At 31.9% G+C, this 21,748-nt stretch carries 19 protein-coding genes; 8 read left to right on the top strand and 11 right to left on the bottom strand.

Annotated elements, in window-relative coordinates:
- Window positions 1-74: 74 nt before the first annotated feature.
- A complete protein-coding gene (locus tag E2558_RS06880; protein WP_126565648.1) occupies window positions 75-626 on the top strand; it encodes a TetR/AcrR family transcriptional regulator in 552 nt (183 codons plus the stop codon).
- Between the two features lie 59 nt (window positions 627-685).
- On the opposite strand, the gene E2558_RS06875 is transcribed toward E2558_RS06880, so the two are convergent.
- From E2558_RS06875 to E2558_RS06865, 3 genes are all read right to left on the bottom strand, one after another.
- Entirely contained in the window at window positions 686-1,894 is a 1,209-nt protein-coding gene (locus tag E2558_RS06875) for a putative multidrug effflux MFS transporter TcaB (protein ID WP_126565647.1), read from the bottom strand.
- A 103-nt stretch (window positions 1,895-1,997) separates the two neighbouring features.
- The gene (locus E2558_RS06870; RefSeq protein WP_126565646.1) at window positions 1,998-3,374 is read right to left on the bottom strand and encodes a membrane-associated protein TcaA; all 1,377 of its coding nucleotides are present in this window, start codon (window positions 3,372-3,374) and stop codon (window positions 1,998-2,000) included.
- Window positions 3,375-3,555: 181 nt separating this feature from the next.
- Entirely contained in the window at window positions 3,556-4,014 is a 459-nt protein-coding gene (locus E2558_RS06865; protein WP_126565645.1) for a MarR family transcriptional regulator TcaR, read from the bottom strand.
- Window positions 4,015-4,174: 160 nt separating this feature from the next.
- On the opposite strand from E2558_RS06865, the gene E2558_RS06860 reads away from it, so the two are divergent.
- Complete coding sequence (locus E2558_RS06860) at window positions 4,175-5,131, top strand: YdcF family protein (RefSeq protein WP_126565644.1); 957 nt, start codon at window positions 4,175-4,177, stop codon at window positions 5,129-5,131.
- A 60-nt stretch (window positions 5,132-5,191) separates the two neighbouring features.
- Here E2558_RS06860 and E2558_RS06855 read toward each other — a convergent pair whose 3' ends face one another.
- Together E2558_RS06855 and E2558_RS06850 are read right to left on the bottom strand one after the other, a co-directional pair.
- On the bottom strand, window positions 5,192-5,857 hold the full coding sequence (locus E2558_RS06855) for an ABC transporter ATP-binding protein (RefSeq protein ID WP_126565643.1): 666 nt from the start codon (window positions 5,855-5,857) through the stop codon (window positions 5,192-5,194).
- Window positions 5,857-6,912 carry an ABC transporter permease gene (locus E2558_RS06850; RefSeq protein ID WP_126565642.1) on the bottom strand — a complete coding sequence of 352 codons (1,056 nt, stop codon included), beginning with the start codon at window positions 6,910-6,912 and terminating at the stop codon, window positions 5,857-5,859. Before E2558_RS06850 ends, E2558_RS06855 begins: the two co-directional genes overlap by 1 nt.
- Before the next feature lie 137 nt (window positions 6,913-7,049).
- Between E2558_RS06850 and E2558_RS06845 the strand changes: the two genes are divergently transcribed.
- Both E2558_RS06845 and E2558_RS06840 read left to right on the top strand, forming a co-directional pair.
- Window positions 7,050-7,724 carry a response regulator transcription factor gene (locus E2558_RS06845; protein ID WP_126565641.1) on the top strand — a complete coding sequence of 225 codons (675 nt, stop codon included), beginning with the start codon at window positions 7,050-7,052 and terminating at the stop codon, window positions 7,722-7,724.
- On the top strand, window positions 7,717-9,090 hold the full coding sequence (locus tag E2558_RS06840; protein ID WP_126565640.1) for a sensor histidine kinase: 1,374 nt from the start codon (window positions 7,717-7,719) through the stop codon (window positions 9,088-9,090). Before E2558_RS06845 ends, E2558_RS06840 begins: the two co-directional genes overlap by 8 nt.
- Before the next feature lie 61 nt (window positions 9,091-9,151).
- Here the strand turns inward: E2558_RS06840 and mqo are convergent, their stop codons facing one another.
- Window positions 9,152-10,630, bottom strand: coding sequence for a malate dehydrogenase (quinone) (gene mqo, locus E2558_RS06835; RefSeq protein ID WP_126565639.1), 1,479 nt, complete (start codon window positions 10,628-10,630; stop codon window positions 9,152-9,154).
- A 326-nt stretch (window positions 10,631-10,956) separates the two neighbouring features.
- Here mqo and E2558_RS06830 point away from each other — a divergent pair, with 326 nt between their 5' ends.
- Window positions 10,957-12,102 carry a glycosyltransferase family 4 protein gene (locus E2558_RS06830; protein WP_126565638.1) on the top strand — a complete coding sequence of 382 codons (1,146 nt, stop codon included), beginning with the start codon at window positions 10,957-10,959 and terminating at the stop codon, window positions 12,100-12,102.
- A gap of 69 nt (window positions 12,103-12,171) precedes the next feature.
- Here the strand turns inward: E2558_RS06830 and E2558_RS06825 are convergent, their stop codons facing one another.
- On the bottom strand, window positions 12,172-13,773 hold the full coding sequence (locus E2558_RS06825; RefSeq protein ID WP_126565637.1) for an L-lactate permease: 1,602 nt from the start codon (window positions 13,771-13,773) through the stop codon (window positions 12,172-12,174).
- A gap of 401 nt (window positions 13,774-14,174) precedes the next feature.
- On the opposite strand from E2558_RS06825, the gene E2558_RS06820 reads away from it, so the two are divergent.
- Window positions 14,175-15,866 (top strand): CDP-glycerol glycerophosphotransferase family protein, encoded by a 1,692-nt coding sequence (locus E2558_RS06820; RefSeq protein WP_126565636.1) that lies wholly within the window; start codon window positions 14,175-14,177, stop codon window positions 15,864-15,866.
- Window positions 15,867-15,933: 67 nt separating this feature from the next.
- Here the strand turns inward: E2558_RS06820 and E2558_RS06815 are convergent, their stop codons facing one another.
- Window positions 15,934-16,449 carry a GNAT family N-acetyltransferase gene (locus E2558_RS06815; RefSeq protein WP_126565635.1) on the bottom strand — a complete coding sequence of 172 codons (516 nt, stop codon included), beginning with the start codon at window positions 16,447-16,449 and terminating at the stop codon, window positions 15,934-15,936.
- Between the two features lie 182 nt (window positions 16,450-16,631).
- On the opposite strand from E2558_RS06815, the gene E2558_RS06810 reads away from it, so the two are divergent.
- Together E2558_RS06810 and tatC are read left to right on the top strand one after the other, a co-directional pair.
- A complete protein-coding gene (locus E2558_RS06810; protein WP_103297060.1) occupies window positions 16,632-16,856 on the top strand; it encodes a twin-arginine translocase TatA/TatE family subunit in 225 nt (74 codons plus the stop codon).
- Window positions 16,801-17,553 (top strand): twin-arginine translocase subunit TatC, encoded by a 753-nt coding sequence (tatC, locus tag E2558_RS06805; RefSeq protein ID WP_126565634.1) that lies wholly within the window; start codon window positions 16,801-16,803, stop codon window positions 17,551-17,553. The genes E2558_RS06810 and tatC overlap by 56 nt, the downstream gene beginning before the upstream one ends.
- 88 nt (window positions 17,554-17,641) lie before the next feature.
- On the opposite strand, the gene E2558_RS06800 is transcribed toward tatC, so the two are convergent.
- The 3 genes from E2558_RS06800 to efeO are packed head-to-tail and all read right to left on the bottom strand — an operon-like array spanning window position 17,642 to window position 21,454.
- Window positions 17,642-19,381: an FTR1 family protein gene (locus tag E2558_RS06800; RefSeq protein ID WP_126565633.1), complete on the bottom strand. Its 1,740-nt coding sequence runs from the start codon at window positions 19,379-19,381 to the stop codon at window positions 17,642-17,644.
- Complete coding sequence (efeB, locus tag E2558_RS06795) at window positions 19,362-20,588, bottom strand: iron uptake transporter deferrochelatase/peroxidase subunit (RefSeq protein WP_126565632.1); 1,227 nt, start codon at window positions 20,586-20,588, stop codon at window positions 19,362-19,364. The genes E2558_RS06800 and efeB overlap by 20 nt, the downstream gene beginning before the upstream one ends.
- Window positions 20,585-21,454 carry an iron uptake system protein EfeO gene (gene efeO / locus E2558_RS06790; RefSeq protein ID WP_126565631.1) on the bottom strand — a complete coding sequence of 290 codons (870 nt, stop codon included), beginning with the start codon at window positions 21,452-21,454 and terminating at the stop codon, window positions 20,585-20,587. The genes efeB and efeO overlap by 4 nt, the downstream gene beginning before the upstream one ends.
- Window positions 21,455-21,748 lie beyond the last annotated feature (294 nt).

The following is a 21,748-nucleotide window of genomic DNA, read 5'->3' as shown; positions in this document are numbered from 1 at the left end:
GTGAAGAAAAAAACACCAACAATTACATTAAATTTGTTGGTTTCTTGAAGGTATAAATATATAGGTGACGTATAATGAAGCAAAAAGCGAAATATAGAATTATAAAAAGTTTAATCGATTTATTAGAGCTCTATCCAATCGAGAATATCTCCATAAAGATGATTTGTGCTAATAGCAATGTCAATCGTTCAACTTTTTATGCTAATTTTCAAGATAAATATGATTTGCTTGATAAAATCCAAAGTTATCATCTAAATAAATACGAAAAGTTATTACATGCTTTCGCTAATAATTTTGAAAGTATTAAAAAGAATCCTGAGAAAGTACACAAGTTCTTCTATATTATATTGAAGTATATATATAGAAAGAAAGCGTTCTATCATGCTATATTTATTTCTCATCCTAACAAGGAATTAGTATTAGATTATTTTGACATTACTAAGGATTATTATTCTAAAATTTTAGGTGAACATGAAACTTCTATTCAAAACAAAACATTTTTTATTACGTATACTATGAGTGGTCAAGCCGGTGTAGTTTTAAGTTGGCTAAGAGGTGGCTGTAAAGAAAGTCCTGAGATAATTGCAAATGCTTTATTAGCCAATACAATTAAATTACAACGTTAAAGTAAAGATTAAAGGAGCAAAGACTTAACTAAAAGTCCAAGCTCCTTTTATTATGTGAATTATTCTGGTTTTGTTTTAAATACTTTAATATTTAATAGTTGTAAAACAATTAGTACAACTGCTGTGATACAAATAATAATGATATAAGGCGTACTATTATATTCCCCTTTAAGATTTACAAGTGGCGTGACTATACCACCTAGTAGTGATTGCAGTAATCCTAATAAACTTGAAGCACTGCCGCTTCCAGTTGTACGTTCTTCCATTGCAATAGAGAATCCCAAAGTCGCCACGCCTGTTACTGGCGCCACTAGAATGATAAATCCAATGACTAACAAGGCAAAGTGCCAATGATTGATAAGCGTTAAAGTTACGACAATGACACCTATAACTTGAATAAAGGTCATAACACGTAACAACTTCTGTGGATGAACATAATCGACTAGCTTACCAGCCAATTGGCTCGAGATAATTAATGTAATACCTATTCCTGCAAACATCCAACTGAAATGTAAAGCTGAGACACCGTATATTTTCTGAACTAAGAAAGGTGATGCAGAAATATAACTAAATAACATAATAAATGTAACACCTTGAATTAACATAGGTAAGACAAAGCGTGGTGTAGAAAATAAGCTCTTAAAATTTCTAAATATTACCCCTATTCCACTGCTATCTCGATGTTCAATAGCTAATGATTCAGGTACTTTAACTACAGATCCCATTACCATTAATACACCAAATATTGTCAAAATAACGAAGACCATTCGCCAGACTGCCACACTAAGAATTAAACCTCCGAGTGCAGGAGCAAGTACAGGAGCCACACCATTCACTAGCATTAATAAAGCTAGAAATTTAGTTAATTCGTTACCATTGTACATATCACTGGCAATCGCTCTAGAGATAACTGCGCCTGCACCTCCAGTGAAACCTTGGATAAAGCGCAGAAATACCATAATCCATATATTATGGACAAAGACGATGCCTAAACTTGCTAATGTGAAGATAACCATAGCAATTACTAAAGGTTTCTTACGCCCTATACTATCTGAAATCGGACCTACGAATAAATTCCCCAACCCTAAACCAATCATAAATAATGATAAGGTTAATTGGGCATTTGAAGTTGTAGTATTAAAATCTTTCTTCAATTCAGGTAACCCTGGTAAAAACATATCTATGGATAATGCACCTATAGCTGTTAGTGCACCCAAGATAATGATAAACAATAACGAATGTTTATTTTGTCTCTGTTCCTCATTCATATAAAAGCCCCCGTCTTTAATTTAATAGGAAAAGTCATTATTTTTTATATGTATTTAAAAAAAGAGTGGGATTAGATTCTTTAATGAATCTTTTTCCCACGCTTTATTTTGCTTTCACAAGTTGTAGTGATCCATCATCACTATTTTCAGTTAGTTCATAATCAATAGTTTGAAATTGTCCATTGTTATTTAATTCTTGCACTTTTGTTTCTATTTTATCGCCTTTTTGTGAAGCACTTAGTATTTGTGGCTGTGTTAATCCAGGATTTGACCCTAGATTATTTTTAATATTTTTATAGATATCTGATTTATCTTTTAAAAATGTACTTACCAAATCAAAGTTCTTACTCGCAATTGCAGTATTTAAAGAGAGTGAATAATCACTGAAAAAGTTACTCAATTTATTTTTTAAACTGTTTTCTTCTTTTTCCTTCTCCTCAACATAATCACTAATCGCTTCATCATCAAATTCTAATTCGACACTATTAATATTCCCTAAATCTTTTGCTCTCATTGTTTTAGTTTCTGACTTGAAAGTTTTTCCTTTTGCTTTGCCAGAAGCAGAAACAACGATATCTTTATTTTGAGGATAAGGACCATATTCTCTAGAAGTTGAATATTTCATTTCTTTATCATTAATTTTTACTTTCAGTGAATCATCGTCTAAATCACTTTTACCTTTTAACTTCACTGTAAGTAGCGCTTCATTAAAGTCCTCGTTAACTTCTACTGTATTGCCTTTACCATATCTAAAGTCAAATTTTAATTGACCCGTGAATTTACCATATTCTGTTTCTTTTTCCGCATCTATTGAATAGACACCTGGGATAAACTTACCTAAAGATGTTGTTTTATTTGCATCAACAACTACTGTTTTATTTTTACCCCCAGCTCTAAATTCATATTTTGTTTCTAATTTAGGGGTTACCACAGCCTCTCTCGTCGGTGCAGTATAACTCATATTATCAAAGATTAAAAAACGCGTGCCGTTTTTACTTACTCTCAAGACATTGTTCCCAGCTTGTGTTTTGATATACGCCGCTTCTTTAGATTCACTTTTATTCAATTTCTCAACGTTATCTTTAAGATCATGAATAAATTTTTTCATGCCTACTTCACTTTTCACGTACGCAATATACTCATCCGCTTCCTCAGCATCGACATGCGTTTCTTTAGTACTTAATAACGTTGCAACTTTTTGTGAATCATTATTAGCAATCGCATTAACAAGAATCTTAGTTTGAGCTTCTGGAGAATTATAATTCCTTACTAAAAAGAAGACAATAACCAATAAAATAATAATAAATATAACAATCGCCCATGGAATAAATTTCCTAAGTCTAATATTTGAGGATTCTGTTTGAGGGGCTTTATTTTGTCGTACTTTGATCTCTTTTCCATCGACTTGTTCACCACAATTAGGACATTGTCGCGTATCCTTACTTCTTAGTTTCTGACCACAGTTAGGACATTGTTTCATTTAATCACCAACTTCCCCTCGCATGATGTTAATTATTTCTTAATCATAATTTTATTATAATATAGATAGTTTATATAGGAACACTTATACGTTGTTTTTATTCTGCCCAATCATTTTCTATCTAAGTATTATAATCATTTTTTTCAAAATTGTAATATAGTTTGGAATGTCCGCCAATTTTTTAAATTTTAGCATTATATTTTTTCAAGCGTTCATCAATGACATACAACACATTTAATGCCTTTTCAATGTCCTGACTTGATAAGTCTTCCACCATATCGTTAACAATATTACTTACAATTTCATTATTTTCTTCAGTGTATTGACGTCCTTTATCACTTAAAACAACATATTTTAAACGTTGATCTATTTTATCATTAGGCTTTTGCAACTTTACAAACTCGCCATCAATGAGTTTCTTAATACGACGACTAACCGCCGCTTTATTGACGCCCTGCTTTTCCGTAATTTCTATAATAGATAAGGCATGATGATGACTCAATAGTCGCAATACATTAGATTGTTCCATTGAAATACCATATTTAATTTGCTGGTCTTTCAATAATTTAGCAGTTAACGTATTTGTATCATCAATAAATCGTTTCATAAATTCGATATGATTTTTCGAAATTCTGCTCATGGCCTAGCTCCTTGCTGATAAACTCAAATAATTTCTATATATTCTGTTAAATAATATCAATAATCGGTACGCTTGAAAACTATAATTCAGTAATAATAGTTGCTAAAATATTAGACTTTCAATTACATTTAAATAGACAAATATATAAGAGGTCTTAATTATGCTTGCAATTCTTCTTTCAATCATAGTTTTATTCATCACGTTAGGCGTGTTATTAAATAGTAATCATTTACTTAATCTGCCTGCGTTTATTTTAACAATCATTTTATGTTTTATTATTAACATAATTAATCTGCTCACAATGACGTTACCGCTTGGTTTATTCATCGTTATGATTCTCGCTATCATTGGCTTATTTATTAAACATAGTCATCTTTTCACTTTGAAAAAGGGGGCTAAATTTCTACGCAAGATGTTTAAACATTTAATACATGGTACCTTAATCATTTCGATATTATTTTATATTAGCACCATCCCTATTCCAATTGTAAATGGTATCTTTTTATGGTTATCTATGATTGCTTTTAGTGCGTGTTATGCTTTTACGCTTTACATGGTATGGTCTTCAGCGTTTGGCCGTACTATGACAACAAAGCAATATGATTTAATCATGATTTTAGGGGCGGGCATTTTCTCAGAGCAAGTGACACCTATGTTAGCCGATCGCTTAGAGCGCGCGTTACATGTGTTAGAAAGCCAACCGCCAAATTGTAAGGTCTTAGTCAGTGGCGGTAAAGGTCCGGATGAACCAATCACAGAAGCTTTGGCTATGCAACGTTATTTAATTGACCGTGGTGTTCCCGCTTCTTCTATTATCATGGAGGACCAATCCACAAGCACTTATGAGAACTTTGTATTCTCTAAAGATATTATCGCTGATCACTTTTCACGTTCAGCTAAAATGCTTTGTGTTACAAGTCAATTTCATATTTTAAGAGGCTTGTACTTTGCACGTACTGTTCGATTGGACATGGAAGGTATTGGTAGTCATACGCCTTATCACTTTTTTGATATCGCTTTAGTGCGTGATTTCTTAGCCTTAATGTATCAGTATAAATTACTCCTTGGTTTTTATTTTGCGATTACATTCTTTATTTCGATTTTAATCATATTCTAAGTACAAAGTACATAACAAAAGCCCATAGATGACGGCACTGCATCTGTGGGCTTTTTAAATTTATGAAGTTATTTTTCCATCTTCAAGTTGGATTATGCGATCAGCATAATCAAATAATCGTTGGTCATGCGTAATCATAATGCCAATAATATTATGACTTTTAACGCGATTTTTAATCATTTCTACTACACTTAAAGCTCGCTCAGCATCCAAACTAGCAGTAGGTTCATCCGCTAACAATAGTTTAGGTTGGTTCATAAGGGCGCGCATAATTGCTACACGTTGTTTTTCCCCGCCTGATAACATATGCGGATAAGCATCTAATCGATGTTTTAATCCTATTTCATTAAGTAATTGCTCTGCGCGTTGTTTAGCTGCTTTAGTAGATTCTCCTGCTTCTTTAGCCACAATAGTCAATTGCTCTTTAACTGTAAGATATGGCACTAAGTGAGAAGATTGGAAGATGAAGCCAATTTCTTTAAGTCGTAACATTGTTTTGTTTTTATTTTTTGAAAATAAAGGCTCGTCATGAAATAGAATGTCGCCTTCTGTAGCGCTCAGTAATCCACCCAATATATTAAGAAGCGTAGACTTACCTGAACCAGAAGCCCCATTTAAAATAACAAATTCACCAGGTTGAACAGTAAAGTTAACATCTTTTAAAACATCGGTTTGTGAACTTCCTTTACCAAATGATTTAGTGATATGTTCAATTTGTAATGTCATTATTCTCCCCCTCCAATTGCTTCGATAGGATCTATTCTCAAAATTTTAAAGAATGAAAGAATGGTTCCAATAAATCCAACGATTAAGAAAATCGCTATCATTATGACAATGTTTGTGTTGTTCAAATAAAATGGCATTGAGACTGGCATCACTAACTGTAATACTTCAATAAGAAGCACAGCCAAGAATACACCAATCAACGTAGTCATTAAAATTTGTAATACGAGCGTTGACAGTAGATGACGTGTTTTTATACCTATTGCTTTTAAAATCCCTATTTGAGAAACTTTTTGAATAGTCATCACATAAAAGAAAGCACTTAAAACGATAGCTGTAATAATAAATAAACTTGCAATCATCAGATTAAGTGGTAATTGTTCAGCTTTATAACTTGCAATATTATCCGTTAATGTTGGTTGTGTACTCACTTTTACATCTTTCAATGAATTGATTTTTTCTAATTGTTGTTTATCTAAATCAGTTACTGGATAAAATGTTGAAACTTGTTGATTGAGTTGGTTAAATCCTTTTTTTGTCATTAAAATCATCGAACTGTGCGCGTACATCGTGTCCTCAATAATGCCACTCACTTTAAACTGCTGATGATGTCCTTTAAAAGATACTTTATCTCCTACTTTAATATCTTCTCCCGTTAATTTTTGATTAATAGCAATTTCATCACTTTTTTGAGGATATGAACCCTTTTCAAGTTTAGGTTGCAACTTTGATGATGTCGTATATGTTAATACATCTTGATCTTGGTTTTGAAGTTTCAAAGTTTGAGGCCCTATTGAAGTTGGCTGTTGATGAATGACATCCTCAATTTGACTTTGTTGTTTTGTTGTTAGATGAGAACTTTCAATTTTAGGTTCTTTCATATCTTCGGTAATAAAATAGCGTGCGTTCGTATTGTCTAAAAATGAGATGTTTTCACGAGCTAAGCCTTGTGCTAAACCGCTAATGAATAACACCATAATTCCTAATAAAAATATAATTAACATGATTAAAGCATATCGAAATTTATAAAATCTCATTTCTTTCCATGCTAAGTTCATATATTATTCCTCCCCACTACGACTTTATGTGCATAGCTTAATTGACAAATATGAACTGAATATGAACGATAAGAGGAATTGTCTTCTTAATTAGTTATTCGTATAATGAGGATAAAATATAAAGGAGAAGAGCAAACATGGTGAAGTGTTTAATTGTAGATGATGATTTAAAGTTATTGCATTACGTTTCCACACATTTAGAGGCAAATCATATCCACACGATTACTCAATCAAGTGGAGAAGCGACGCTTGATTACTTAGATACGCATCAAGTAGATATTGCTGTGGTGGACATAATGATGCCAGGTATAGATGGCTTTGAACTTTGTAAGACGTTAAAGAATAATTTCAACCTCCCTGTCATTATGTTGACGGCAAGAGATGCATTAAGTGATAAGGAACATGCCTTCGTAAGTGGGACAGACGATTATGTTACTAAACCTTTTGAAGTTAAAGAATTATTGTTCCGAATTCAAGCAGTATTACGTCGTTATCAAATTAATGCCCAAAGTGAAATTCAAATCGGTAATATAGTGTTAAACGAATCATACATGGAAGTCGCAGTACATAATAAAAAGATGAATTTACCTACGAAAGAGTTTCAATTACTTTTCTTATTATGTAGTCAGCCCAAACAAATTTTTACGAGAGATGTATTAATCGAGAAGATTTGGGGCTTTGATTATGAAGGTGATGAGCGCACAGTGGATGTTCATATTAAACGCTTAAGACAACGTTTAGCTAAATTACAATCAAATATACATATTCAAACTGTCAGAGGCCAAGGTTATAGGGTGAGTTATGATGTTTAAGACGTTGTATAGCCGAATCGCCATTTACACTATTACCGTGATTTTATTTAGTGCCTTAGTCAGTTTCCTTTTTACTAATGTTTATTATCATTTCAATTTAAAACCGAGTAACGACGCTAAGATTATGCGCACGTTAAAAGAAGCTCGTTCCTATAATGAGCATTTTGACGCTTCAAATTTAGACGCGTATTTTCAACATTTAGGTCAAATGAACTATCAAATTGTGACAGTGGACAAACATCATCATAAATCTTTTTATGGCCATCCTTTTCGAAAAGATAACCTTAGCAAGGCTTCGATAGATAAAGTGTTGCAAGGTCAAGACTTTCACGGTATAAAAAATAAGCCCTATGAATTATTTGTCACAGGCTTTTTTGATAACGAGACTAATAATACGGTTGGTGTCAGATTTACGCATCAACAGCAACCTATCGCAGTATTTATGCGACCTGATATTGGTCATACTTTTAGTGAGTTCCGTATCTTTTTGGGTGTACTTCTAGGATTACTGCTTATCATTTCTATCACGCTTGTTATCCTCTCAACATACTCGATTATCCGTCCGGTAAAACTTTTGAAAAATGCAACTGAGCGGTTGATCAATGGTGACTTTGATACACCTATTAAACAAACACGTCACGATGAAATTGGTACACTACAATATCGCTTTGATGATATGCGTCAATCTTTGAAGCAAGTGGATGATATGCGCCAACATTTCGTGCAAAACGTTTCACATGAAATTAAAACACCATTAACGCACATACAACGACTATTAAGTGAGTTGCAAAAATCTAAAACTGAGCAAAGTCGAAACATGTTGATTAATGATGTCCATTCAGAAGTCACACGTTTAAGCGATTTAACTAGAGAGTTACTTTTACTTTCTGAATTAGATAATGCTCAGCATTTAAAATTCAATGATGAGGTTCATTTAACTGCTTTGATTACTGATATTATTCGACATGAACAGTTTGCGCTTGATGATAAGAATCTCATGTTATTATCAGAAATAGAAGATGTTTATTTCCGAGGAAATAGTCGCTTATTATATCAAGCCTTTTTCAACTTAATTCAAAATGCAGTTAAATATGCAACAACCGATAGCACAATTGAAGTGATGCTTTCTTCTGACAATGACTCAATTATTTTTACAGTAACGAATGAAGGTACTTCTATAAATGAAGAAGCACAGCAACATCTCTTTGATCGCTTTTACAAACTTAATAACCATCAAAATAGTAATGGTTTAGGATTGGCAATTACGAAAGCTATCATAGAACTTCATAATGGTACTATTTCAGTATCAAGTTCTGAACAAATAGGGACAACATTTACTATAAACCTATTTGAAAACATACATTAATAATAAAGCGGATATCTAATTAATGAATTAACTTTCATTAATAGATATCCGCTTCTATTTATTATTTTACATTTAAATATTTTTGTACTTCTTTATGAACTGCTCTATATACATCTTCATGTTCAGTTAGTTTCAATCCAAATGAAGGTACCATTTCCTTAATCTTCGGAATCCAACCTTTGAATTCTGCACCATAGCAACGTTGTAATAAATCTAACATAATATCTACTGCAGTAGATGCCCCTGGTGAAGCGCCAAGTAATGCAGCTAATGAGCCATCATCTGATGTGATAACTTCTGTACCGAATTGTAAATTACCTTTACTATCTTCTGTATCTTTAATCACTTGTACACGTTGACCCGCTACAATAACTTCCCAGTCTTCATCTTTCGCATTTGGTAAGAAGACACGTAAGTCATTCATACGCTCTTTATGCGTTAACATAAGTTGAGAAACTAAGTATTTCGTTAAGTTAAATTCTTTTACACCCGCTGTTAACATTGTAACCACGTTATTTGGTTTAACAGAACGAATTAAGTCTAAGTTTGATCCTGTTTTTAAGAATTTAGGTGAAAAGCCTGCAAATGGTCCAAATAGTAATGAACGTTCTCCATTTACGAATCGAGTATCTAAATGAGGTACTGACATTGGTGGGGCGCCTACGTCTGCTTTACCGTAAACTTTCGCATGATGACGTTCAATGACATCTTTGTTTGTACAACGTAAGAACAATCCACTTACTGGGAAACCACCAATATGTTTAGACTGTTTAATACCTGTTTTTTGGAGTAACGGTAAACTTGCGCCACCTGCACCAATAAAGACAAATTCTGATTCATACGTATGTTGTTGACCAGATTTTAAATCTTTAACTGTCACTTTCCAGTTACCATTATCTAACTTTTCAATATTTTCAACTTCTTGTTTATATTGCACTTCTACATTGCGTTCTTTTAAATTAGAAATTAATTTCTTTGTTAATGCGCCGAAGTTAACATCTGTTCCTGATTCATCACGAGATAAAGCAATTGGTACGTTAGAAGTTCTACCTTCAATCATTAACGGTACCCATTCTTTCATTTTTTCTCTATCTTCAGTAATTTCCATTTTTTCAAATAAAATGTTTTTTTTCAGTGCTTCCACACGGCTTTTTAAAAATCGAACATTAAAAATACCTTTTACGAAACTCATATGTGGCACAGATTGAATAAAATTACCTGGGTTGTCTAATTGGCCTGTTCTTACTAAATGTGCCCAAAACTGTTTTGATACTTGGAATTGTTCATTAATCTTAATGGCTTTATTAATGTCTACAGAGCCATCTTTACCTTCTTTAGTATAGTTTAATTCGCATAATGCTGAATGTCCTGTACCAGCATTATTCCATACGTTAGAACTTTCTTCTCCTGATTGTTCTAACTTTTCAAAGATTTTGATTTCTTTGTCTGGAGATAATTCTTTTAACAATGTACCTAATGTTGCGCTCATAATTCCGCCACCAATTAAGATGACATCTGTTTTGCTATGTTGTGAACTCATAACAACACAGTCCCCCTTTTATAATCACATCTTTAGTCGATAAGTTAAGACCCTGGCCTAATAAATTAAAACGCTTTCTTTTTCTTATAAAAATTTTTAATATTAATTTTACGTAAAAACGTAAATCGACTTTTTAATAACTACTCTAATTATATACATAATTTCTCGTTGAAAAAAGTGTTTATACTAATTATTACATTATTTAAGTTACTGTTTCCTACTTACACTAAATTTACTTTTATTAAGCAATGCGCTATTTAATAGCTATTACTCAGGAAGTCACACATGCTATAATCTTTTTAAATTAAGAAATTTGAGGTGTAACCATGAAATCATTTACTTTTTTAATGCATAATATTTATGCTTTAGGCGGTACTGTTAAAGCAGTGACTGAACTTGCTAATACACTATCAAATAAAGGACATCATGTAGAAATCATTTCTATCTTTAGGGCTGCAGATAAGCCTTACTTTGAATTAGATGACGCAATTCATGTTAAAACGCTAATCGATTATCGCTTGAAACCTCAAAATGTCGGCTCGATAGTAATGAATCGTTTAAATCGTTATACACCTTTTTTCAAGCCAACTCGGCTATCAAAATATGAGCCCGGCTTGAATCAATTTTCAAGCTATATAGAACGTAAGATAATCAAAGCGATTAAGCAGGTTAATACCGATGTGTTAGTTGGTACGAGAGCGAGTTTTAATATATTAATTGCCCAATACCATTCTGCAAATATTACGACTGTTGGTATGGAACATATGAATTTAGAGGCATATCCGAAAGCGTATCAAAGTGAAATTATCAGTGCTTATAATCAATTAGATGTGATTACTACTTTAACTGCAAATGATCAAAAAAAATATCAAGAGCTTATAACTACGCCAGTTTTTACCGTACCTAATATTATTAATGTTCAATCACTTCCCATTGCCAAAGAAAATATTATTATGAGTGCTGGAAGATTAGAGTATGAAAAAGGCTTTGACATTTTAATAGAAAGTATTCAACGAATTCAAAATACAGTGCGTCAATCTCACTTTAAAGTTGAATTATATGGAGATGGTCAAGAACGTGCGAAGCTTCAACAATTAATTGATAATTATAAACTCACTGATATTATTACACTTCATCCTGCTACTCAACAGTTAAATGAGAAATTAGCACAAAGTAAAATCACTGTCGTACCTTCACGAAACGAAGGATTTGGGATGGTCATTTTAGAAGCGATGGCACAGGACAATATTGTGATTAGTTTCAAAGATACTTTAGGTCCTGCTAGTTTAATTAATCATGGCGTAAATGGTTATTTAGCTGATTATGCAGATGTTAATTCTCTAACGAAATATATAGACCTTACAATCAACCATCTCGACCATAATGACAATGTGATAACAGAAGGCCATCATACAGTTGAACAATATTCATCAGATAAAGTTTATGCCAAATTCGTATCTGCTATTTCATAAAAATTTAAATTAAGACATAAAAAAATTGTAATTTGAGCAACATCGCTCAAATTACAATTTTTATTATGCTTATAAGAATAATGAAAGTAGGAATGTCCAAATACAGATAAAGATTAATAATCCAATACTATAACGTAAAGTCATTTTAAGTAATTCTGATTCTTTACCTACTTCTTTAACGGCTGCTGTAGCAATTGCAATTGATTGTGGTGAGATTAATTTAGCAGCTACCCCACCAACTGTATTAGAAGCTACAAGTAATGAACCGCTAGTACCAATTTGTTGCGCTACTGACGCTTGAATTGGAGCAAATAATGAGTTGTTATTTACTACTGATCCTGTCATAAATACGCCAATCCAACCTAAGATTGGTGATAATACTGGGAAGACATTTCCTGCTTTGGCAATACCTTGACCCATTGCAGCACTTAAACCACCGTATGTTGTAATTTTAGAGATAGCTAAGATGAAACAAATTGTAAGAACTGGTAACCATAATTCTTTAAATGTAACGCCAAATAAACGACCTGCATCACCAAAGCTTACTTTTTTCGCCATTAATACTGTAATGATAATAGTTAATAAGATCGCTGTACCAGTTTGACCAATAAAGTTAAATGTTAAGATAATTGGTTTATGTGCAACTTGGCTAAATGTACCTGGTAAATTAAAGTTGAACACTAATGAAGAAAGTGCGCCATTTGGTAAGAATAATTTTTTAAAGAATGAAGCACTCCAAATCATAACAATAACAGTTAAAATTACGAATGGACTCCATGCGTACATAATTTCTTTTACACTATGATGTTTAACTGGTTCAGGTTCGACATCTTTTTGTACACGATAAATATTTTTTGGTTGGAATTTTCTAGAGAATAAAGCTAAAGCTCCCATTGTAACTAAAGGTGGGATAATGTCAGCTAATTCTGGACCACTGAATACTGTTAATAAACCTTGTAAAACTGTGTATGTGACTGAAACAACTAAGATAGCTGGTAATGTTTCTTTAATACCTTTAAAACCATCAATAATAAAAATTAATAAGAATGGAATAAAGAAGTTAATAATGGCTAAAGTTAATGTAGATGTTTGAGAAACGCCCATCGCATGTACACTACCTGGTAAATGTAAAGTATCAACTACACCTACTGGAATACCAATAGCACCAAAAGCACCAGAAGCTGCATTTGCAACTAAACAAAGCATCGCTGCTTGTAATGGTCTAAATCCAAGTTGTGATAATAATAATGCACAGATAGCAATTGGTACACCAAATCCTGCTGCACCTTCTAAAAATGCGTTAAATGCAAAACCAATAAGTAAAAGTTGAATACGTTGGTCTTGTGAAATACTAGTAATACTATCTTGAATTGTATTAAATTGTCCTGATTCTTGAGTGATTTTGTATAATAGTACGGCCATCATAACAATGTAACCAATTGGAATGATACCTTGATAGAAACCTTCTACAACTGCTCCAGAAGCAATACCTACTGGTAATTTGAAGAATGGCACAGCAATAAGTAATGTCACTACTAAAGTAGTAATAGCAGCATAAATACCTTTCATTTTAAAGACAGTTAAACATAATAAGAATAAAATAATAGGAATTGCTGCAATTAAGCTAGATAACACTAAGTTATCGAAGGGGTTAAATGTTTGAACTAACATAATTTTGACTCTTCTTTCCTTATTTTTTTAATGAATCATCTAGAGCGTTCAGCTGGAAGAGGTCTGGACGTCCACTACGACTATTTCAACCTCGTACAGTTCACTACATAATTAATATTTTGTCGACAAATTAATCATGCTAGATTTCACAATTTTTATATTGTGAACTTTTTCACAATTAGAATATAACACCTTTTTATTTAATTGACAATACTATATAGCGTTTTTAACTAAATTTTTGTGATTTTTTTAACAAATACAATAAAATTAAAATTTTTCATTGATTTAAGTATTAGATGAATTACAACCATTCTCTTTTGCATGTCTTTGTAACTATGATTTTTTTTAATGCACGTGGTAAAATATATATATGAAATTTACGAGCAAAAGGATAATGTATGATGATTAAACAAATAAACATTTCTAATATGGCACATCTTGAGCTACAACTTAATAAAGCGAAATCGGCAGGGTTTTCACATTTTATTCCATATTCTAATGAAATTAAAATCAATCAAGATATGCTTGAAGCCGTGGCTTTATCAAATCACTCTATTGCAGTGGATTATACAATTGACGGCTTATATTTAAACGATTGTCGATATTTTGGTGACGATAAACTTACGTTTTTATCTTGGATGAAAAATATTAATCATTATCCCAATTTTATTTATAATATCGATGCAACACTTTTACACTTAGCTAAATATGATATTCACTCTATTATGGATTTAGCGGTTATTACTGCTTTGAAGAATGAAGTAGATATAGATGGTCATGTTGTTTTTGACTTCAACGATGAAATGCCAACTAGCAAAGCATTTTGGAAATCTTTAGATACGCGTGAAGTTAAATTGATTAATCATTTTGACTTAAATAAATTAGCTTATATACATGGCCATTCAGTTCCATTTAATAAATTTAGATTTCCTGGCAAAGAAGATGAAATGCGTTTTGCTGAAAGTTGGTTAGTGACTACTAAATTTAAATTACCTAAATGGATGTATCATAAAATGCATCAACGTGCTGTTAAAAATCATCGTAATTTGAGCTATGTTTATCAAAAAGATAAATCTCAAGTGAAAGATAATGTTGTTTTCTTAGGCTTTGATTATGGTTACAGAGGAAATTCAAAGTATTTATTTAATTATTTCGTTAAACGTAACCCTACTACTGAAGCATACTTTATAACGAACGATCGTCGAGGTCCTTATTTCGTACCTCCTGAAGCGGAAGGAAATAAAGAATTAATTGAGAGTGCTAAAATCGTAGTCATTGAGAGTTATATACCTGACGATTATAAACCAAATGGTACAGTTATCCAATTATGGCATGGCACGCCTATTAAAAAGCTATTTTTAGATAGCCATGAACCAGATCAAAATAAAAATATCTATAACTATAAAGCGCGTAAATATAATAAGTGGTTACAACAAGATTACTTTTTATTAGATTCTGCTAACTCACAAGGCTTGTTTGAAACAGCTTTTCCAAATCAAAATACGCAATTTATTACATATGGCTATCCAAGAATCAGTCACTTATTACATAATCTTAATGATCAAAGTCATCATAAAAAGGTCAAAGATGAACTTGGTATAGAACGTACAAAACCAGTATTATTATATGCGCCTACGTGGCATGCAACTGACAGAGAAGATGTTACTTTAACGATTACACCTGAGCTACTAGAACAATATGATGTAGTTTATAAAGGTCATGTTGAAAGTAAGGCCCAAGTGCCAGAAGAAGTGATTGAAGCGCCTAGTCATATTGAAACTCAAGATTTATTATTAATTGCTGATGTAGTCTTAACAGATTATTCTTCAATTATTTTTGATGCTTTAACGATTGGGAAAAAGGTTTGCTTGTTCACACCTAATCATGAAGCTTACGAAGATGAACGTGGTGTATATGAGGACGTGATGCATAGTTTATCTAATGTTTGGTATACAGATGAAGAGGCATTACTTAACGATTTAATTAATCACACGTTAGCTAATATCACTCACCACCCATTAGTGAATGAGAATAACCAATCTTTAAAAAAATTAACACAACTTATGCGCGATATTTTAAATGATGCTCATTAATAAAAAACGTTAAGATTCTAACTTACGAATCTTAACGTTTTTTTAGTTAACTATATCAAATACAACTTTAAACATTTCTTTCCATAATAAGGTCGGTATCTATAATATCGCCATTCACAAAATCATGCTCACCAGTCACTTCAAAGCCATGTCGTTTGTAAAATGCTAATGCATTATCATTGTATTCCCATACCCCTAACCATATTTTGGACTTGTGATGTTCACATGCTTTCTCAAGTGCTAATTTAATAAAAGCATTACCTCTTCCCCCACCTTGATGACCTTTATAAAAGTAGATACGTTGTATTTCTAAATAGTCAGCACCTTTGGGTTCAGTTTGAGCGTCATTAATATTTAACTTTAAATATCCAGCTATTTCGTTATCTACTTTATAAAAATAATGAAATGAATTGGGGTTATCTAATTCAGATAGTAATATTTCTTCATTATAAGTTTCCTTAAAGAATTTTTGAAAATTTTCTTGTGAATACTCTCCTTTAAACGTTTCGTAAAATGTCGTTTCTGCTATACGTCTTAACTCAGTTACTTCATTTTTGTGTATCTCTTCAATGTGTTCATTCATATTACTACGCCCTTTCCCCATCTATATTAGCTTTTCAAGCATTGAAACACGACGTGCACGCTGATTTTAATAAGAATAAATTATAATTAATTTGTGAACGTCTTAAATTACTATTGATAATATTTATCAATGAGTATAAAGTATAGTTGATATAAGTATAAATTAGAGTGAGGTTTTTTCAAATGTTTCAAGATTTATTTGTAGTAGGTATCACTGGACCAACAAGTCTAGTCGTTATCAGTATTATCGCTTTGATTATTTTTGGACCTAAAAAATTACCACAATTTGGGAGAGCAATTGGAAGCACTTTAAAAGAATTTAAATCTGCTGCTGAAAATTTAGATTCAGATGATGTACACGATACTCCCAGTAAAGAGTCAAAACAACAACGAGAACAATCAAAATAATTCGACATTGCTAGAACACTTTGATGAATTAAGAACACGAATCGTCAGAGTGTTTATTGCTTTTATTATTTCAACTATCATTGTTTATATTTCATCACACTGGTGGATGAAACCATCTATTCATTATATTAAAAGGGCACATGTAACACTGCATGCATTTTCATTCACTGAAATGATTCAAATATATATTATGATTATTTTCTTTGTGGCGCTATGTTTGATTATGCCTTTTATCTTTTATCATTTATGGGCGTTTATCGCACCTGGCCTCCATCCACATGAACGTCGATTTATTTACAAATATAGTATTTGGTGTGCTGTATTATTTATTATTGGAGTAGCATTCGCATTTTTCATTGGCTTTCCACTAGTTATTAATTTCTCATTAACCCTTTCAACCGTTTTAAGCATTCAGCCCGTGATAGGGTTTCAAGCCTATTTACACGAATTAATAAGATGGTTATTAATCTTTGGTGTTCTATTCCAACTACCCACATTATTTTTAGGCTTAGCCAAATTAGACTTAGTAGATATTAATGAACTTAAAACATACCGCAAATATGTATATTTTGGATGCTTTGTTGCAGCAAGTATTGTTGCGCCACCCGATTTAACCTTGAATTTATTATTAACATTGCCATTAATTATTTTATTTGAATTTAGTATGATTATTGCTAAAGTTACACAACGAAATTAATCTTTAAATCGGCATAACTATACAAAAATCCTCGAACATGGTCATTATTTTAATGCCTTGTTCGAGGATTCTTTATATTATTTAATTTTTATTTAACGCGTTGTGCTTTCTTATCTTTTCTATTTTTGAAAATGAAGAAAATAATTAACACAATGTAAATTAATTGAGCAACAATTGTTTCAACTGTTGGGTAAAAACCTATGAAACTAATTGTTGGTAAACCTTCAATACCATGATGTGGTACAGTACCTAATAATTGTAATTTTTGAATACTTACACCAAGCATCTTGAATGCCATAATAAAGATTAAAATTGAAAGCACTCTAAAGATATAATAAATTGGTATAAGTTTTACAATAAATCTAAATAGCAATGCAAATATAATTAAGATCACAATTGCTAAAGCGATACCAATTACAAAATCTGTAGTAGTAATGCTACCAATCATACCCATATAGAAGATAATAACTTCTACACCTTCACGTAAAACTGAAATTAAACCAATTGTTCCTAAAAGAACAAGGTTGCCATTACTAATAGCATTTTGGTACATATTTTGAATCATATCATTCCAACGTTTCGCACTTGAACGACGATGCATCCAAATACCGACTACGTACATAAGAATAACTGCAATGATACCTAGCGTAGCTTCCATTCCTTCACGTAAGATACCGTTATTTCCTAATGTTTGAATGAACACAACTGCTAACGTGATACTTAGTATTAAACCAAGAATTGCACCACCAATCACACTTGTAGTACCTTTTGTATCTTTAACGTTACGTGTCATTGTAGTTAATGTCATGATAATTAAGAGTACTTCAAGACCTTCACGTAAGAAGATAATCATTACATCAACAAATGAATAACCTTCTTGACCTACTGTATCTTTAATATCTGAATTGATTTCTTGTAAGCCTTTTTTTACTCTATCTTTATTACTATTATCTAAAATACTTTGATAATATGGAATTTTATCTTCGATAGTTGTATATAATGAACCATTTTTTGTTTGAATTTTACCTTCAACATATGGCCATATTTGTACGAATTTAGATAATGCTTCATCAGCTTGATTTAAGTTATTATCATCAATACCTTTAATTGCTTTATCCAATTCATCATTTAATTGTGACGCTTTGTATTGACCAGATTCATCACTAGATTGTTTTTGATCTACAGTATCAATGCTAGATTTAAACGTATTCCAAGCATTTTCAACTTTCTTCGTATCTAATGGTTCTTTTTGCGTAGCTACACGAAGTTGCATTAAATTCACTTCGATTTGTCCATATTTACCTTCATCATAGTTACGAATTGCAGATTCATGACTTGTCCAAATTTGGTTTAAACTATTATTTACTGATTGTAATTCAGACGCATTTTTGGTTTTAATCGCTTTTTTAACTTGTGGATCTTTAGAATCAACTTGTTGTTTTAGCTCTTTAATTTCTCCTGAAATATCAGATGATGATTCTATATTTTCATAAGCAATCAATGATTTAGTTAACTCTGAAAGTTGATCAGCTTGTTTATCGGTCGAAGAAGTATGATCTAAATCTTTTAATTTAGATTTAACCTCTTTACCTTCTTTATTATTTTTAATATTTAAATCATTAACTTTAGATTTAATCTCTTCTACTGCTTTTTGTTTCTCTTTATCACTTTTACTCTTATCTTGTAGCGTTGACTTTGCATCTGTAATAGCCACATAAACATCACTAATTGAGTTATCATCTGCAGCGTATACCGGTGTTGTTGGAATTCTTAGCACTGTGAAAAGAAGTGCCGCTACTAAAAGGAGTTTAATCGAAAAGTGTTTCACCTAAATAGCCTCCTTTTTGAACACCAGGTAATACAAGAAATGATGCAGAACCTTTATGTGTAATATATTCATTTAATTTGTCATTATGACCTAAATTATTCTGAATATCGATGAATTGTTGCGTAGATTTTTGGAAACAAGTAAAGATTAACCCTACTTCTAAATTACCAGTCTTCGCATTAGTACCATCACTATAGTTATAAGCACGACGTTTAATAGATGTGTTAGCTTCACGTGCTAATCGTGCATGAGCATTTGGATCTATGATGTAATTACCACTCGCATCTTTCGCTTTTAAATCTAAATTATCAAATTCTTTTTTACCTGTTAAAGGTGCGCCAGTGTCACGTTTACGTCCGAATGTTGCCTCTTGTTCTTCTAAAGACGTGCGATCCCACGTTTCAATATGAATTTGAATACGTCTTACAATGCAATATGTACCGTTTTTAGCCCAACCGTCATCAATGAAGACATATTTTTTAAGTTCATCACTTTTAGTAGGGTTTACAGTACCATCTTTGAAAGCCATTAAGTTTCTAGGCGTTTCTTTTAATTTTCCTGAAACGAAACCGTTTTGAGACCATCTCATTTTGACTATATCTCTAAAAGGTCTAACTAGATTATGAACTGCGTGGAATGACACTTGTGGATCATTTGAACACGCTTGAATCATAATATCTCCATCACTATACTCATCTTCTAATTGATCATTTGGAAAATGAGGTAAATCTTTAAAATCTTTCGGAATTTTAGATGACATACCTAATTTTTTCAAAAATGATTTACTTACGCCATAGGTTAACGTCAATCTACTTGCGCCTAAACCAATAGATTCACCTGTATCAACTGGAGGTAATAACGCATTTTGACTGTCTTTTTCAGCTGGCGCACCATCTGTCATGTTGACAGACATGTCCGTCCATTTTTTAAACATTTCTTTAATTGCGCTTTTATCCTTACTTTTTAAATCTAAAGCTACAAAAGTACAATTCTTCTGTGTAGGTGTTGTAACTCCAGCTTGTACACGTCCATAAAACTCGAAAGCATCTTTACTCTCATCTTCTGGTGTATCGAACATCGATTTAAATGAAAAGATACTTCCAACGCCACTTGCACCAATTACTGCGCCTGCTCCACCAATTCCAAGCATTTTCAAAAATGAACGTCTTGAAACTTGTGTGGATTGTTGATCGTCTATTTTACTCATTCTGTAACCACAGCCATTTTACTTAACGGTTCACCAAGTGAGTTCACTGCATCTGATAATGCTTTTCTATCTTCTTTAGTTACAGCGCTGTAGTCTTTAAATCCGTCGCCGTCTTTATATTTATCTAATAAACTATTCACTTTATCAAAGTTCTTTTGAATATCATCGCTTAATTTTTTATCTTTCTTCACTAATTCAGGTTTGAATAATTCATAGATTTTTTGAGCACCTTCAATATTTGCTTTAAAGTCATATAAGTCAGTATGTGAATAAATTTCTTCTTCACCAGTTATTTTTGAAGTAGAAACTTCATTTAATAAGTCAACTGAACCTTGTAACATTAATTTAGGTGTAATATCTAAAGTATCAGCTTTAGCGTCCAACTCTTTAGCATCTTTTAATAATTGATCAGCATCTTTTTTTGTAGTGTCATCAATTTTGTTATCTTGGAAAAGTGATTTTTCAATTTTATGATAACCACTCCACTCGTCTTCTTTCTTTTCTTCTTTCATATCTGCTAAACGTGCATCAATCTTAGGATCTAAATCACCAAATGCTTCAGCAACTGGTTCTGAACGTTCATAGTACATACGTACTTTAGGATAAAGTTCTTTTGCTTTTTCCATATTGTCATTTTTAATTGCAGATACAAATTCTTCTGTACCTTCCAAGAATTTATCTAATTGATTATCTGTGTATTTTTCGTATTCTTTCGTAGCTTTGTTTAAAGCCGCATTATTTTTACTACTACTAGAACTTTGTGACTGATTGTCTTTTTTACTATGGTCATTATCTCCATTATTACCGTTACCACATGCTGCTAATAATAATGATGATGCTAATAAGATAGTTGGTAATTTCTTCATAATCTTTCCACCTCAATAAAATATAGGTGATTATTCAACCGCTACTGATTTTTCATATTTATAATAATCATTTTATATAATATGTGTTATCTCAAAATCTCAATGATTATAGTAGGTTTTTCTTATCCAGTTTCAATTGATAATCATTATCAAAATAATTATAAGTTTGTCCCCATAATGTGTCAATAACAATTCTATTTTAAATTTAATTACCATAAAATTTATCATTTGCCTTATTACTGATAATTAAAATATAATGATTCAATAAGATTTTCTTAGCATACTATCTCAATG

Source organism: Staphylococcus pragensis, assembly GCF_004785665.1.
GTDB classification, from domain to species: Bacteria; Bacillota; Bacilli; order Staphylococcales; family Staphylococcaceae; genus Staphylococcus; species Staphylococcus pragensis.
Note: the sequence above shows the minus strand (reverse complement) of the source record. Positions and strands in the feature narration are given on the sequence as shown.

Excerpts from the sequence above, each read along its gene's own strand:
- E2558_RS06865 (WP_126565645.1), bottom strand. The coding sequence starts at position 4,014 with ATGAGCAGAATTTCGAAAAATCATATCGAATTTATGAAACGATTTATT.
- E2558_RS06850 (WP_126565642.1), bottom strand. The coding sequence starts at position 6,912 with ATGAACTTAGCATGGAAAGAAATGAGATTTTATAAATTTCGATATGCT.
- E2558_RS06860 (WP_126565644.1), top strand. The coding sequence starts at position 4,175 with ATGCTTGCAATTCTTCTTTCAATCATAGTTTTATTCATCACGTTAGGC.
- efeB (WP_126565632.1), bottom strand. The coding sequence starts at position 20,588 with ATGAGTAAAATAGACGATCAACAATCCACACAAGTTTCAAGACGTTCA.
- mqo (WP_126565639.1), bottom strand. The coding sequence starts at position 10,630 with ATGAGTTCACAACATAGCAAAACAGATGTCATCTTAATTGGTGGCGGA.
- E2558_RS06845 (WP_126565641.1), top strand. The coding sequence starts at position 7,050 with ATGGTGAAGTGTTTAATTGTAGATGATGATTTAAAGTTATTGCATTAC.
- E2558_RS06830 (WP_126565638.1), top strand. The coding sequence starts at position 10,957 with ATGAAATCATTTACTTTTTTAATGCATAATATTTATGCTTTAGGCGGT.
- E2558_RS06820 (WP_126565636.1), top strand. The coding sequence starts at position 14,175 with ATGATTAAACAAATAAACATTTCTAATATGGCACATCTTGAGCTACAA.
- E2558_RS06840 (WP_126565640.1), top strand. The coding sequence starts at position 7,717 with ATGTTTAAGACGTTGTATAGCCGAATCGCCATTTACACTATTACCGTG.
- E2558_RS06815 (WP_126565635.1), bottom strand. The coding sequence starts at position 16,449 with ATGAATGAACACATTGAAGAGATACACAAAAATGAAGTAACTGAGTTA.
- E2558_RS06825 (WP_126565637.1), bottom strand. The coding sequence starts at position 13,773 with ATGTTAGTTCAAACATTTAACCCCTTCGATAACTTAGTGTTATCTAGC.
- E2558_RS06875 (WP_126565647.1), bottom strand. The coding sequence starts at position 1,894 with ATGAATGAGGAACAGAGACAAAATAAACATTCGTTATTGTTTATCATT.
- E2558_RS06880 (WP_126565648.1), top strand. The coding sequence starts at position 75 with ATGAAGCAAAAAGCGAAATATAGAATTATAAAAAGTTTAATCGATTTA.
- E2558_RS06810 (WP_103297060.1), top strand. The coding sequence starts at position 16,632 with ATGTTTCAAGATTTATTTGTAGTAGGTATCACTGGACCAACAAGTCTA.
- tatC (WP_126565634.1), top strand. The coding sequence starts at position 16,801 with ATGTACACGATACTCCCAGTAAAGAGTCAAAACAACAACGAGAACAAT.
- E2558_RS06870 (WP_126565646.1), bottom strand. The coding sequence starts at position 3,374 with ATGAAACAATGTCCTAACTGTGGTCAGAAACTAAGAAGTAAGGATACG.
- efeO (WP_126565631.1), bottom strand. The coding sequence starts at position 21,454 with ATGAAGAAATTACCAACTATCTTATTAGCATCATCATTATTATTAGCA.
- E2558_RS06855 (WP_126565643.1), bottom strand. The coding sequence starts at position 5,857 with ATGACATTACAAATTGAACATATCACTAAATCATTTGGTAAAGGAAGT.